Genomic DNA, 14,412 nt, shown 5'->3' with positions numbered 1-14,412 from the left:
ACCATCACATGTGGTTCAACACCCAATTCGGTTAAAGGAGCAGCCCATGGCTACCGTGAAAGTCGATATCAATAACTTCCAGTCGGAAGTTCTGGAATCCGCAGAACCCGTCGTCGTCGATTTCTGGGCTGAATGGTGCGGCCCGTGCAAGATGATTGCTCCGAGCCTCGAAGAAATCGCCGTCGAGATGGAAGGCAAGGTCAAGGTGGCCAAGCTGAATATCGATGAGAACCCGGAACTCGCTGCACAGTTCGGTGTGCGCTCGATTCCGACGCTTGCAATCTTCAAGGGCGGCGAGGTTGCCGACATCTCGGTTGGCGCAAAGCCGAAGACGGCCCTTTCGAACTGGATTTCGAACGCTGCCTGATTGATATCGCTCAATTTGCATCACAATGATAAAAGCCCGGTTCGACCGGGCTTTTTTTTCATCTTACCGCCTTCATTTCGGGGGCGTGCCGTTGTCGGCGAGGACATCGCCGATGAGATAGAGAGAGCCGCCGACCAAAATGCGCGGCGGCAAAGCCTCTGGATCGAGAACGGCTTTTATTGCTTCCAGCGCATCGCCGACCGTCAACATCGGTTCGGCAACCAAACCGGCATCATAAGCGGCATTCGACAATATCACGGGGTCGATCATCGCTTCGCTGCCGCGGATCGGCACGCAGAAAACTTTCTCGACCAGGCCGGTAAAGGCCTTGAAATAGCCGACCGGATCCTTGGTGTTGATCATGCCGGTAATCAGGAAAAGCGGCCGAGACTGGCGTTCCTCGAAATTGGCCATGGCTTCGGCGATCACCTCGCCTGCACCGGGATTGTGTCCGCCATCGATCCAGATCTCGGCGCCGGCGGGCGCATGCGACAGCAGCCGGCCCTCGCTCAGACGCTGCAGCCGGCCCGGCCATTCGACCGAACTCATCGCCTTTTCCATCATCGTCTCGGTGACCGTGAAACCCGCCGCCTTGACGGCACGAATGGCGGCGGCGGCATTGGCATATTGATGCCGGCCGGGAAGGCGCGGCAGCGGCAGGTCGGCAAGACCGAATTCGTCCTGGTAGACGAGCCGGCCATATTCCTCATGCGCCATGAAATCCTGCCCGAAGACCGCGCTCGGGCAATGCAGCCGCTCGGCCGTCGACATCAGCACGTCGAGTGCTGCGTCATATTCCTGATGACCGATGACAACGGGAAATCCCGGCTTCATGATGCCGGCCTTTTCGGCTGCGATCAGCTCGACCCTGTCGCCGAGATAGGGCTGGTGATCCAGCGAAATCGGCATGATGACCGAGACGGCCGGATCGGAAATGACATTCGTGGCGTCGAACCGGCCGCCGAGACCGACTTCGATGATCGCGGCATCGGCCGGATGTTCGGAAAACAGGATGAAGGTGACCGCTGTCAGGATTTCGAAGACGGTAATGTGTTGTCCTGCATTGGCATCGGCCACGCGACGCACGGCCTCGGCAAAAACGGCGTCGTCCACAAGCTGCCCGCGTCCGCCCTTGACGCCAATGCGATAACGCTCGTGCCAATTGACGAGATGCGGCGAGGTGTGGACATGGGCGCTGTAGCCGCCGGCTTCGAGCAGGGCGCGGCAGAAGGCGGTGACAGACCCCTTGCCATTGGTGCCGGCGACATGGATCACCGGCGGCAGCTTCCTGTGCGGATTGCCGAGCACATCGAGAAGACGAGTGATGCGATCGAGAGACAGATCAAAGCCCTTGGGATGCAATCCCATAAGCTTGTCGATCTCCTGTGCTGCCTCACTCACCGCGGTTTGGCCTCTGGGTATCAATTCGGCACCCCGCCTGCTTGTCGGTTATCAGGCGCTCGCCGCCAGAGCAATCGCGCCGCCATTCATGTCGTTCGCCGCAGAAACCGGCTTCTTCGTCAGGATCTTCAAGAGGCACGCCAGCGTTTCCGGAATATCGTGACGTTTAACGACCATATCGACCATACCATGCTCCAGCAGATATTCGGAGGTCTGGAAACCTTCGGGCAGTTTTTCACGCAACGTCTGCTCGATCACGCGCTTGCCGGCAAAGCCGATTTCGGCGCCGGGTTCTGCCAGATGAATATCGCCAAGCATGGCATAGGAGGCCGTGACGCCACCGGTCGTCGGATTGGTCAGCACGACGATATAGGGCTGGCCGGATTCCTTGAGCATGTCGACGGCAACGGTCGTGCGCGGCAACTGCATCAGCGACAGGATGCCTTCCTGCATGCGCGCGCCGCCGGAAGCGGGGAACATCACCAGCGGGCACTTTTCAGACGTCGCACGCTCGAAAGCCTTAACGATCGCCTCGCCGGCGGCCATACCGAGCGAACCACCGATAAAGTTGAATTCATGTACGACGGCCACGAGTTTCAGTCCCTGCACCTTTCCGACACCGGCGAGGATCGTATCCTCCTGTTCGGTCTTCAGGCGGCTGTCGCGCAGGCGATCGCTATATTTCTTCGAATCGCGGAACTTCAGCGGATCTTGAGCGACCTTCGGCTGCGGCAGCGATTCGAACTCGCCATTGTCGAAGAGATCGGCCAGCCGCGCCCTGGCCGGCATCTTCATGTGATAACCAGACGCTGGAATGACCCATTTGTTGCCTTCGAGGTCCTTGTGGAAGACCATCTCGCCCGTTTCCGGGCACTTGATCCAGAGGTTCTCCGGCACTTCGCGACGGCCCAGCATGGAATTGATCCGCGGGCGAACGTAGTTGGTGATCCAGTTCAACTCGAATACTCCTGATTGACTAAAGCGCGTCGCGATCTTTCAGATTTGCCTGCCGCGCTTTTAGGTCTTGGGTTTCCCGCATGTCGTTGCCACAAAACCGCTGCACACCTTTGCGCGACATGCTTTAGCGCCAATGTGGGCAAACTATTCGGCAGCAACAAGGCGCGCCGAACGGGTTCCGGTGGAAAGGCCGCGCACCAGCGTGGCAACGGCCTGCACCGTGTCCGCCGTTGCCTTTCCGTCATTCGTCAAGCTGGTCGCGACCTGATTGACGATCGCGGTGCCGACGACGACGCCGTCGGCCGAACCGCCGATGACCTTTGCATGTTCCGCCGTCTTGACGCCAAAGCCGACGCAGACGGGCAGCTTGGTATGCTGCTTGATACGCGCGACCGCACCTGACACCAGCGACGGATCGGGCAGCGCCGAACCGGTGATGCCGTTCATCGAGACGTAGTAGACGAAGCCGGAGGTGTTCTTCAGTACCTTCGGCAGGCGCTTCTCATCGGTCGTCGGCGTCGCCAGGCGGATGAAATTGATGCCTTTGCGGATGGCCGGAATGCAGAGTTCGTCATCCATCTCGGGCGGCAGGTCGACGACGATCAGGCCGTCGATGCCGGCGGCGAGCGCGTCATCGAGGAATTTCTCGACGCCATAAATATAGATCGGGTTGTAGTAACCCATCATCACGATCGGCGTCGCATCGTTGGTTTTGCGGAAATCGGCCGCCAGCTGCAACGTCTTCTTCAGCGTCTGGCCGCCTTTCAGGGCGCGCTGGCCAGCCAGCTGGATCGCCGGGCCGTCGGCCATCGGATCGGAAAAAGGCATGCCGAGCTCGATGATGTCGGAGCCCGCCTCCGGCAGCGCCTTCATGATGCCGAGCGAGGTGTCATAATCAGGATCGCCGCCCATGAAATAGGTCACAAGCGCCGGACGGCCCTCGGCCTTCAGCTCGGCAAAGCGTTTGTCCATGCGTGCGGTCATGTCTTACAGTCCCATTCCCAGAATCTTGCCGACGGTAAAGATATCCTTGTCGCCGCGCCCGGAGAGGTTCATCAGGATGATCTCGTCCTTGTCCATCATCGGTGCGCGTTTGATCACCTCGGCAATGGCATGCGAGGGCTCGAGCGCCGGGATGATGCCTTCGAGGCGGGTCAGCGTCTGGAAAGCCTCGAGCGCTTCGTGATCCATGATCGGCACATAGTCGACGCGGCCGGTATCGTTCAGCCAGGAATGTTCGGGGCCGATGCCGGGATAATCGAGACCGGCCGAGATCGAATGGCCTTCCTTGATCTGACCGTCACCATCCTGCAGCAGATAGGTGCGGTTGCCGTGAAGCACGCCCGGCGAACCGGCGGTGATCGAGGCGCAATGCTCGTCGCCCTGCAGACCCTTGCCGCCGGCTTCGACGCCGACGATCTTCACAGAGGGATCATCCAGGAAAGGATGGAAAATGCCGATGGCGTTCGAGCCGCCGCCGACGGCAGCGATGACGAGATCCGGCAAGCGGCCTTCGGCTGCCAGCATCTGCTCTTTCGCTTCGATACCGATCACCGACTGGAAATCGCGGACCATCTCCGGATAGGGATGCGGACCGGCTGCCGTACCGATCAGGTAATAGGTATCCTCGACATTGGTGACCCAGTCGCGAAGCGCCTCGTTCATGGCGTCCTTCAGCGTGCCGCTGCCTGCCGTGACCGGTTTGACCTCCGCGCCGAGCAGCTTCATGCGGAAAACGTTCGGCGCCTGACGCTCGACGTCGGTGGCGCCCATATAGACGACGCAGGGAAGGCCAAAGCGGGCGGCAACGGTTGCGGAGGCGACGCCGTGCTGGCCGGCACCGGTTTCGGCGATGATGCGGGTCTTGCCCATGCGCTTGGCGAGCAGGATCTGGCCGATGCAGTTGTTGATCTTGTGCGAGCCGGTATGGTTCAGCTCCTCGCGCTTGAAATAGATCTTCGCGCCGCCGAGTTCGGCCGTCAGCCGCTCGGCGAAATAGAGCGGGCTCGGGCGGCCGATATAATGCGCGCCGAGATGCTTCAATTCGGCCTGGAATGCCGGATCGTTCTTTGCCCTGTTCCACTCGTCCTGCAGATCAAGGATCAGCGGCATCAATGTTTCGGCGACGAAACGACCGCCATAAATGCCGAAACGGCCATCTTCATCGGGGCCGGAACGGAAGGAATTCGGTTTAGGCGTCTCGTTCACTCTCAACTCCCTGAGGCCATCATCGGCGCATTCGCCTTTTCGACCGCGTCAAAAAATTCATCGATCTTCGCGACGCTCTTCACGCCAGGCGCAGTTTCGACTCCCGACGAGACGTCGATACCCGGTGCCTTGGTGATGAAAAGCGCTTCTGCGACATTGTCCTTGTTCAGCCCGCCGGAAAGCATGTAGTCGACGTTGCCGTCAAGCCAGCTGAGAAGGCTCCAATCGAAGGAAATACCGTTGCCGCCAGGCAGTTCCGAACCCTTCGGCGCTTTGGCGTCAAAGAGGAAACGGTCGGCGATGCCGATATAGGCCTCGACGCGCTTCAGGTCGTCTGCCGTGCGGACCGAAAAGGCCTTCATCACGGGCAGACCATAGACCGCCTTTATGGTCAGCACATGTTCGGGGCTCTCGTTGCCGTGAAGCTGTAGCATATCCGGCTTCAACAACGACACGATCTCGTCGAGTTCGTCATTGGTCGGATCGACGACGACGGCGACGATTTTCGCCTTGCCACGCGCAGGTTCGGCAAGCTTTGCCGCCAGGTCCGGCTCGATATAGCGCGGGCTCTTTTCGAAGAAGATAAAACCGATATGGGTCGCGCCGCGTTTCAGCGCGCGATCGACTGCGTCGGGCGTCTTCAAGCCACAGATCTTGATATCCGGTCTCATGGCAGCGAAGTGACACGAAATGCGGAAAGAGTCGAGCCAATTTGCGACGGACACTGAATTTAGCGCGGCTCTCGGCTAGAGCGCCGCGCGTCCAAACGACGCGCTAGGGACGCTCTATCACTTTAAATCTGCGCATAATCCTTTCCGAAAAATCGATTCCGATTTTCGGGTTGTGCGCTAGTCGAAATCGATGGCATGCAGCTGGCTTCCATGCCGTTTGAGCCAGGACTTCGCCTCCTCCATACCGGGGCAAAGCTTACGGCAGAGGGCCCAGAAGTGCGGACCGTGGTTCATTTCCTTGAGATGGGCGACCTCATGGGCGGCGAGATAATCGATCACCGAAGGTGGCGCCATTACGATACGCCAGGAAAAGCTCAGATTTCCTTCCGACGAGCACGAGCCCCACCGGCTGCGTGTATCCTTCATCGAGATCGAGCGGATCGGCGCCCGGATCGTTGCGGCATGCATCGTCGCCAGTCTTGCGAGATCGGAGCGCGCCTCCTTCTTGAGAAAGGCCGCAATGCGCCGTCCGACATGTTCCGGCATGCCGCTGACGCGCAGCACCGCCCTGCCATCTATGGACACCGCCTCGGTCAGCCCGCGCAAGCTGCCGCTATGCTGAATGCGATGGGAAACGCCGCGAACAAGGATTTCGGCGCCGTCACGCAGGCCGGCATCGGTCGAAAACTTCGCAAGCTTGGTGAGGAGCCAACCCTGGTGACGATCGAGGAAGGCATTAACCTCACGCGCCGCAAGGCCTTTCGGCACCGTCATCTTCAAGGCGCGGCCACCCGGTTCGATGCGCAGCGTGATGCGTGTCGCCCGGTCATGCTGCTTGATCGTCAGCGGCATGAGCCGGCCAGCGACGTCGAGCGTCCGCATTTCGGGCGGAGCCGGCTTTCGCGCCTTCGACCTTGTTTTCAGAAGCGAGAACATGCGTGTTTTCTATACGATTCGCCGGCAGATCTAAATGATCGTCGGAAGGGCGGACATGGAAAAACCGGCATCGCGAGATGCCGGTCATCAATTCATCGTTCAGGTGTTTACGGCGTCTGGTATTCAGCGACCGGGCCGTTATCATCGCGCTTGGCGTTCCTGCGGTCGCGCATGAAACGGTCGAACTCTTCCTGATCCTTGGCGCGGCGGAGCTCACGCAGATAGGAGTCGAATTCCTCGCGCATTTCGTCAAGCTTGCGGCGCTCTTCCTCCATCCGGTCGAGTTCGGCCTTGCGCCAGTCGTCAAAGGCGACGTTGCCGGTCGAGAAGTGCGGGCGGTGACGGCCATGCGGGCGGCGGCAGGAGGCAAAGAAGCCATCGGTCGCCTGGTTGACGTCACGCTTGAAGCCGCGCAGACGGTCGCCGAAGATGATGTAGGCAAGCATGGCAAGACCCAGAGGCCAGAAAACCATGAAGCCGAGAATCATCAGGGCAATGGTAGCCGGAGTCCAATCCGGTCGAAGCAATGCTGACTGGTTCATCGTGCGGGTATCCCTCGCTTTCCGCGCCCGGCAGAATACCGAACGCTGAAATCGATGTGGTTACCGCAATAACCGCCTTCAAGACGATTGCCCGCGAAATCGGACAAGGCCTTGAATCCGTTTTGCTAATTCAGCTATCCCTGATTCAGCCCGCCCGGCCGCCCTTGATGACACGCGGGACCGGAGGCTTAATGGCAGAACGCGAATGCTGGCGGACGAAATCGATGATGCGCGGCGCGATCTCGCGGCGGAAACGCGAACCATTGAAAACACCATAATGGCCGACATCCGGCTGAAGATAGTGCATGCGCATATCTTCGGGAATGTTCACGCAGATGGTCTGAGCCGCCTTTGTCTGGCCGACCCCGGAGATATCGTCATTCTCACCTTCGACGGTCAGAAGCGCCACATTGCGAATTGCCGCCGGATCAACGCGTTTGCCGCGATGCATCAGTTCGCCCTTCGGCAGTGAATGCTTGATGAAGACCTCCTCCACCGTCTGCAGATAGAATTCGGCGGTCAGATCCATAACGGCGAGATATTCGTCGTAGAAATCGCGATGTCTTTCCGGCTCGCCGTCGTTCTTCACGAGATGCATGAAGAATTCCTTGTGCGCGACGAGGTGGCGATCGAGATTCATCGACATGAAGCCCGAGAGCTGCAGGAATCCCGGATAGACCGGGCGCATGAAGCCCGGCTGCGGCCAGGGCACGTTCATGATGACATTGTCGGAGAACCACTGCAGCGATCGCTCCTGGGCGAGCTTATTGACTGCCGTCGGGTTGATGCGCGTGTCGATCGGGCCGCCCATCAGCGTCATCGACGCCGGCGAAAGCGGATCCCTGGCTTCTTCCATCACCGCAGCGGCTGCCAGCACCGGAACAGAAGGCTGACAGACGGCGATGACATGGGTGTCGTGACCGAGGAAATGCAGCATCTCGATGACATAGTCGACGTAATCGTCGAAATCGAACGTGCCTTCCGTCATCGGCACCATGCGGGCGTCGATCCAGTCGGTGATGTAGATATCCGCACTCGGCAGCAGCGCCTCGACCGTGCCGCGCAGCAGCGTGGCATAGTGGCCGGACATCGGCGCGACAATCAGGATGCGCGGATCATTGCCGCGCGCGGCGGGAACACTGCGCGCGAAATGCAGGAGATTGCAGAAGGGTCGCGACCAGACGACCTCTTCGCGGACGGACACCGTCCGGTCACCAATCGTCGTCTGCTTCAGTCCGAATTCCGGCTTCCCGTAGCGGCGTGTCGTGCGTTCGAACATTTCGAGGCTTGCCGCCATCGTCCGGCCGAATGGCGTATGGGAGAACGGGTTCAGCGGATTGGCATAGGCAAATCGCATGATATCGGCCGCTGCGCGAAACGGCGCCATGGCGGCATGGTTCAATTCATAAAGCTGATAAAACATGGAAGGCGCCACCTTTCTCTATCGAAAAGATGACGCTGATTGAGAGGCATCGAGTCTTTCCGTAATGCGGGCACGTAACGCAGACTAACAGGTTTCTGTTGCACAGCAACATGGACGAACCAAACCCACACAAGAAATGCCGGAGAATTGACCTCCGGCATCATAATCGAGCTGAAAACTTAAGTTTCTCAGCAAGAAGCGTCGTTAACGATCCGCTACGAAGGTCTGCTTCTGCGTGCCGAGACCTTCGATGCTGAGTTCGACCACGTCTCCCGCCTTGAGATAACGCGGCGGCTTGAGGCCCATGCCGACGCCCGGAGGCGTGCCGGTCGAGATCACGTCACCGGCATGCAGCGACATGAACTGGCTAAGATAGGAGACGAGGAACGCAACCCCGTAAACCATCGTCTTCGATGAGCCGTTCTGCATCTTCTGGCCGTTGACCGTCAGCCACATGCCGAGGTTCTGCGGTTCCGGAATTTCATCCTTGGTCACGAGCCAGGGGCCGATCGGGCCAAAGGTGTCGCAGGATTTGCCCTTGGTCCATTGACCGGAGCGCTCGGTCTGGAAAGCGCGCTCGGAAACGTCATTGGAGACGCAATAACCGGCGACATAATCCAGCGCTTCGGCTTCTGTCACATATTTGGCGGTTTTGCCGATGACGACGCCGAGCTCGACTTCCCAATCGGTCTTTTCCGAACCGCGGGGAATGATGACATTGTCGTTCGGTCCAACGATTGCGGATGTTGCTTTCATGAAGATGATCGGCTCGGGCGGCACGGTCGCACCGGTTTCGGCAGCATGATCCGAATAATTCAAGCCGATGCAGATGAACTTCCCAGTGCCCGCGACGCAGGCGCCAATGCGGCCGGGCGCGATTTCCGGAAGGCTCTTCGGATCGATGGCCGCTATCTTTGCAAGGCCTGCAGGTGTGATCGCTTCGCCGCCGATATCGGCGACATGACCGGAGAGATCGCGGATCTTGCCATCGGCATCGAGAAGTGCGGGTTTTTCACTGCCTGCTTCGCCAACACGCATCAGCTTCATGGAATTCCTCCTCATCGAAAACGGATTTGCAACCACCTATGAACGAATTATTCATCGGTGTCATTACGGCTTTGCCAGGAAGCGGTACGGCTTTTCCGCGATTTGGGTGATTTTCTGCCGAAAACCGCCCGTATCTTTCGGCATCAAGCTCTAAAAATTTCCGCCAGATCAGGGCCGACGGGAACGATCTTCGTCGGATTGAGGCTTTCGATCGAATAGTAGCCGCGCTTGATGTGATCGAGGTTCACCGTTTCGGCGATGCCCGGCCAATCCAGCATGCGGCGGCAGAAGGCGCGCAGCTTGGCATAGTCGGAAAGCCGGCGCAGATTGCATTTGAAGATGCCGTGATAGGCGACGTCGAAGCGCACCAACGTCACGAAAAGCCGGATATCGCTCTCGGTGGGATGATCGGCGAAGAGAAAAGACCGGCCCTCGAACTGCTGCTCGACCCAGTCGAGGCAGGAAAAGACATCGGCAAAGGCTTCTTCGTAGGCGACCTGCGTGGTGGCGAAACCGGCGCGGTAGACGCCGTTGTTGAGATCGGGATAGATGCGGTCGTTGAAAGCATCGATCTCGGTGCGCCTCTCCGCCGGGTAAAGATCGATCGGATTTTTTGCCAGGGCGCCAAAGCCGCCGTTCAGCATGCGCAGGATATCGGCGGATTCATTGTTGACGATGGTGTTTCTCTGCTTGTCCCAGAGAACCGGCACGGTGGCCCGGCCGGTGAAATCCGGCGCCGCCCTGGTATAGATTTCATGCATATAGGTTACGCCGTTGACGTGATCCTCCGTCGCGCCAGGATAATCACCGAAGCGCCAGCCCTGCTTGCCCAGCAGCGGTTCAGCGACCGAGACGGAGATGACATCTTCCAGGCCCTTGAGCTTGCGGCCGATCAGGGTGCGCGAGGCCCAGGGGCAGATATAGGCGACATAGAGATGGTAACGGCCGGCGCTGGCTTCGAAGCCAGCTTCGCCCGTCGGCCCGGCGCTGCCATCCGGGGTTACCCAATTGCGGAAACTCGAGGTCTGACGGACAAAGCCGCCCTTCTCGTCCTTTGCCTGAACGGGCTGCCAGTCTTCCGTCCACTTTCCGTTCACCAGCATGCACAACTCCCCGACCAATTGACTAAAACGGTTCATTATCCTGCTTCGACGCCGGCGTGAGGCCGCTTTTATGAAGACAGTCTGTACACCCAAACTGCGACGATGCTGCGCTTGCCAAGCCGGTGAAGCAGGAAATATGACTGCGCTAAAGCGTGTCGCAATCTTTCAGCTTCGCTCCTCGCGCTTTAGTTTTTTATTTCGCCGCATGTCGTTATCGCAAAACCGCTACACACTCTTGCGCGACATGCTTTAGTCAAGATGACGTGGAGTTCGAAATGCATCTCTCGAAGGCCATCGTGCGGACCGAACATGCAAGCCGCTACCTGCAGCAGCTCTGCAAACACTGGAGCCACAAGTTCAGCGTCGATTTTGATCCTCTGAAGGGGCGGGTGCCGTTCAGCGATACGGCCGAGGTGACGTTTGCGGCCGACGATGCGGCTCTGACCATGACGCTTTCCGTCGCCGATCCCTCGCAACAGGAAAGGATGCAGCACGTCATCGACGATCATCTGAAGCGCTTCGCCTTCCGCGAAGAACTCGACATCGTCTGGACGGACTAAGCCCAGCCCACGATCCAAATTTTCTGCCCCAAACCCTGGAACAAGCATGACGAAGAGCAATCACCGCGAATCCGAATATCCGGTCGATCCGATGTTTCTCGACCGCTGGTCGCCGCGCGCCTTCACCGGCGAAATCATTGAGGAAACGCAGCTGCTCGGTCTGCTCGACGCCGCCCATTGGGCGCCGTCCTCGGCCAACCACCAGCCCTGGCGCTTCATTTATGGCCTCAAGGGTTCGGAGCATTGGGAGAAATTTGTTGCCTTGCTCAACGATTCCAATCAGGACTGGGCCAGGAATGCATCGGCGCTGATCTTCGTCGTGTCGCGCGCCTTCACCGGGGCTGCCGGCTCAGCCGAGGAAAAGCCGAGCTACACCCATTCCTTCGATGCCGGTGCGGCATGGGGGCATCTGGCGATCCAGGCGCGCCTCTCCGGCTTTTACGCCCATGGCATGGGCGGCATCAAGCATGATGAGATCAGGCAGGCTTTCGCCGTTCCCGAGGGATACCGGGTCGAAGCAGGCGTCGCTGTCGGCCGCCTGGCGGACAAGAGCGTTCTTTCCGAACGCAATCAAGCGCGCGAATTCCCCAGCCAACGCAAGCCGCTCTCCGAAGTCGCCTTCAACGGCCGCTTCGTCGCGAATTGAGCTCTCAGGCAAACGAAAGCCCCGCGTCCAGGGACGGCGGGGCTTTTGCTTTCGACATATCAGTTAGATATCAAGGTTTGCAACGCTCAGCGCATTGTCCTGGATGAATTCGCGCCGGGGTTCGACTTCATCACCCATCAGGCGGGCGAAGAGGCCATCGGCGTCCGTGGCATCATTGACCCTGACCTGCAGAAGCGAGCGAACATTCGGATCGAGCGTCGTTTCCCAGAGCTGCTCGGCATTCATCTCGCCAAGGCCCTTGTAGCGCTGCATGGTGAGGCCCTTGCGGCCGCTTGCGAAGATCGCGTCGAGCAAGGCGCGCGGACCAGAGATTTCGACGTCGCCTTCGCGGCGATGCAGCGACGGCGGCGTCTGATAGATTTCCTTGAGTCGTGCCGTCAGCTGGTCGATGTGACGGGCATCCGAGGAACCGATCAGCGCCATGTCGAGCACGACGATTTCCCTGACGCCGCGGACCATGCGCTCCAGGCGCAGCCCGCCATCGGTTGTCACATCGCCCTGCCAGCCCCGCTCGGTTTCCTCGGCGATGATGTCGAGCCGCCCTGCCACTTCGTTTGCCAGCGCTAGCGCTCTAGCAGGGTCGCTGGCGAGCTCGGCGTTGAGTGCTCCGGCAATCGCCGCTTGTTCGACGGCGGAACGATTGTAGCGCGAATGGAGATTGTCGAGCAGGGCGCGCATGCGCAGGGCATCGAGGATGACCTCGCGCAGATCCTGGCCGGCGCGAACCTCGCCGCTACCAAGCCTCAGCGAAGCATCTTCCAGGCCCTGGCTGATGAGGTATTCTTCGAGCGCCTTCTCATCCTTCAGATACTGCACCGACTTGCCGCGCGAAACCTTATAGAGCGGCGGCTGGGCGATATAGAGATGACCGCGCTCGATCAGTTGCGGCATCTGCCGGAAGAAGAAGGTGAGCAGCAGGGTGCGAATATGGGCGCCGTCGACATCGGCGTCCGTCATGATGATGATCTTGTGGTAGCGCAGCTTTTCGACATTGAACTCGTCCTTGCCGATGCCGGTGCCGAGCGCGGTGATCAATGTGCCGATTTCCTGGCTCGACAGCATCTTGTCGAAACGGGCGCGTTCGACGTTCAGGATCTTGCCACGCAGCGGCAGGATCGCTTGGTTCTCGCGCGAGCGGCCTTGCTTGGCCGAGCCGCCGGCAGAATCGCCCTCGACGAGGAAGACTTCGGATTTTGTCGGATCACGCTCGGAGCAGTCGGCGAGCTTGCCCGGCAGCGAAGCGATATCGAGCGCGCCCTTGCGGCGGGTCAACTCGCGTGCCTTGCGGGCCGCTTCACGGGCGGCGGCTGCCTCGACGACCTTGCCGACGAGAATCTTGGCTTCGCTCGGATGTTCTTCGAACCAGGTGTTCAGCGCCTCGTTGACGAGACTTTCGACGACAGGACGGACTTCCGAGGAAACGAGCTTATCCTTGGTCTGCGAGGAGAATTTCGGATCGGGCACCTTGACCGACAGAACTGCCGTCAGGCCTTCGCGGCAGTCTTCGCCCTGCAGCGTCACCTTTTCCCTTTTGGTGATGCCGGAACTGTCGGCATAGGAAACGACCTGGCGCGTCAGCGCTGCGCGGAAGCCGGCCATATGCGTGCCGCCGTCGCGCTGGGGAATATTGTTGGTGAAGCACAGCACGTTCTCATGATAGCTGTCATTCCACCACATCGCGACTTCGACGGTGATGCCGTCCTTTTCGCCGCGGATGGCAACCGGCTTGTCGACCAGCGACTTCTTGGCGCGGTCTAGATAGGCGACGAAAGCCTCGAGGCCGCCGTCATAACGCAGTTCTTCCTGCCTGATATCGGAATGGCGCTTGTCGGTCAGCAGGATGCGAACGCCTGAATTCAGGAAGGCGAGCTCGCGAAGGCGATGCTCCAGCGTGCCATAGTCGAACTCCGTCATGGTGAAGGTGTCGGTGCTCGGCATGAAGCTCACTTCCGTGCCGGTCTCATTCGGCGCGTCGCCCGTAACCTTCAGCGGAGCATCGGCGACGCCATGGGTGAAGCTCATTTCATGGATCTTGTCCTGACGGCGAATCTTCAGCTTCAACCAGACGGACAGCGCGTTGACGACGGAGACGCCGACGCCGTGCAGGCCGCCGGAAACCTTGTAGGAATTCTGGTCGAACTTACCGCCGGCATGAAGCTGCGTCATGATGACCTCGGCAGCCGACACGCCTTCGCCGGTGTGAATGTCCGTGGGGATGCCGCGACCGTTGTCGGTGACGGTCACCGAGCCATCCGGATTGAGGGTGACGGTGACGATGTCGGCATGGCCGGCAAGCGCTTCGTCGATCGCGTTGTCGACGACTTCATAGACCATGTGATGAAGGCCGGAGCCGTCGTCGGTATCGCCGATATACATGCCGGGGCGTTTGCGCACCGCATCGAGGCCCTTCAGAACCTTGATGGAATCTGCGCCATATTCGGTGCTTACGCCGTTTTCCGTCGCGGATGTATCGCTCATTCTGTTGAGATTTTCCCTGTTGTCGTAAAGCTGCGGCGCGCCTTGCGAATCA

General features: G+C 59.5%; 14 protein-coding genes. 3 read left to right on the top strand and 11 right to left on the bottom strand.

Annotated elements, in window-relative coordinates; translation table 11 throughout:
• Positions 1-46 precede the first annotated feature (46 nt).
• The gene (gene trxA / locus ACD590_RS22450; protein ID WP_008528748.1) at positions 47-367 is read left to right on the top strand and encodes a thioredoxin; all 321 of its coding nucleotides are present in this window, start codon (positions 47-49) and stop codon (positions 365-367) included.
• Between the two features lie 72 nt (positions 368-439).
• On the opposite strand, the gene ACD590_RS22445 is transcribed toward trxA, so the two are convergent.
• The 10 genes from ACD590_RS22445 to ACD590_RS22400 all read right to left on the bottom strand — a co-directional run bounded on the left by ACD590_RS22445 (position 440) and on the right by ACD590_RS22400 (position 10,655).
• The gene (locus ACD590_RS22445; RefSeq protein WP_439003381.1) at positions 440-1,792 is read right to left on the bottom strand and encodes a bifunctional folylpolyglutamate synthase/dihydrofolate synthase; all 1,353 of its coding nucleotides are present in this window, start codon (positions 1,790-1,792) and stop codon (positions 440-442) included.
• Between the two features lie 27 nt (positions 1,793-1,819).
• Positions 1,820-2,725, bottom strand: coding sequence for an acetyl-CoA carboxylase, carboxyltransferase subunit beta (accD, locus tag ACD590_RS22440; protein WP_439020956.1), 906 nt, complete (start codon positions 2,723-2,725; stop codon positions 1,820-1,822).
• 144 nt (positions 2,726-2,869) lie between these two features.
• Entirely contained in the window at positions 2,870-3,709 is an 840-nt protein-coding gene (gene trpA, locus ACD590_RS22435) for a tryptophan synthase subunit alpha (protein ID WP_439003379.1), read from the bottom strand.
• A 3-nt stretch (positions 3,710-3,712) separates the two neighbouring features.
• The gene (trpB, locus tag ACD590_RS22430; RefSeq protein ID WP_018244176.1) at positions 3,713-4,933 is read right to left on the bottom strand and encodes a tryptophan synthase subunit beta; all 1,221 of its coding nucleotides are present in this window, start codon (positions 4,931-4,933) and stop codon (positions 3,713-3,715) included.
• Positions 4,934-4,935: 2 nt separating this feature from the next.
• Positions 4,936-5,604: a phosphoribosylanthranilate isomerase gene (locus tag ACD590_RS22425; RefSeq protein ID WP_027689457.1), complete on the bottom strand. Its 669-nt coding sequence runs from the start codon at positions 5,602-5,604 to the stop codon at positions 4,936-4,938.
• Between the two features lie 177 nt (positions 5,605-5,781).
• Complete coding sequence (locus tag ACD590_RS22420; protein WP_131605754.1) at positions 5,782-6,540, bottom strand: M48 family metallopeptidase; 759 nt, start codon at positions 6,538-6,540, stop codon at positions 5,782-5,784.
• A gap of 107 nt (positions 6,541-6,647) precedes the next feature.
• Complete coding sequence (locus ACD590_RS22415; protein ID WP_017962639.1) at positions 6,648-7,082, bottom strand: DUF2852 domain-containing protein; 435 nt, start codon at positions 7,080-7,082, stop codon at positions 6,648-6,650.
• 145 nt (positions 7,083-7,227) lie between these two features.
• A complete protein-coding gene (locus ACD590_RS22410) occupies positions 7,228-8,505 on the bottom strand; it encodes a polyhydroxyalkanoate depolymerase (RefSeq protein WP_018244173.1) in 1,278 nt (425 codons plus the stop codon).
• Positions 8,506-8,709: 204 nt separating this feature from the next.
• Positions 8,710-9,552, bottom strand: a complete 843-nt coding sequence (locus ACD590_RS22405; RefSeq protein WP_018448418.1) for a fumarylacetoacetate hydrolase family protein — start codon at positions 9,550-9,552, stop codon at positions 8,710-8,712.
• A 143-nt stretch (positions 9,553-9,695) separates the two neighbouring features.
• Positions 9,696-10,655, bottom strand: a complete 960-nt coding sequence (locus tag ACD590_RS22400; RefSeq protein ID WP_112905596.1) for a glutathione S-transferase family protein — start codon at positions 10,653-10,655, stop codon at positions 9,696-9,698.
• A gap of 275 nt (positions 10,656-10,930) precedes the next feature.
• On the opposite strand from ACD590_RS22400, the gene ACD590_RS22395 reads away from it, so the two are divergent.
• Positions 10,931-11,215, top strand: a complete 285-nt coding sequence (locus tag ACD590_RS22395) for a DUF2218 domain-containing protein (RefSeq protein ID WP_018448416.1) — start codon at positions 10,931-10,933, stop codon at positions 11,213-11,215.
• A gap of 46 nt (positions 11,216-11,261) precedes the next feature.
• Positions 11,262-11,861, top strand: a complete 600-nt coding sequence (locus ACD590_RS22390) for a nitroreductase family protein (RefSeq protein ID WP_112905595.1) — start codon at positions 11,262-11,264, stop codon at positions 11,859-11,861.
• A 63-nt stretch (positions 11,862-11,924) separates the two neighbouring features.
• Here the strand turns inward: ACD590_RS22390 and gyrB are convergent, their stop codons facing one another.
• On the bottom strand, positions 11,925-14,360 hold the full coding sequence (gene gyrB, locus ACD590_RS22385; RefSeq protein WP_439003378.1) for a DNA topoisomerase (ATP-hydrolyzing) subunit B: 2,436 nt from the start codon (positions 14,358-14,360) through the stop codon (positions 11,925-11,927).
• Positions 14,361-14,412 lie beyond the last annotated feature (52 nt).

The organism is Rhizobium sp. 862_C5_N1_2, from assembly GCF_051811205.1.
In the GTDB taxonomy this organism is placed as follows: domain Bacteria; phylum Pseudomonadota; class Alphaproteobacteria; order Rhizobiales; family Rhizobiaceae; genus Rhizobium; species Rhizobium leguminosarum.
This window is presented reverse-complemented; position numbering and strand designations above follow the sequence as displayed.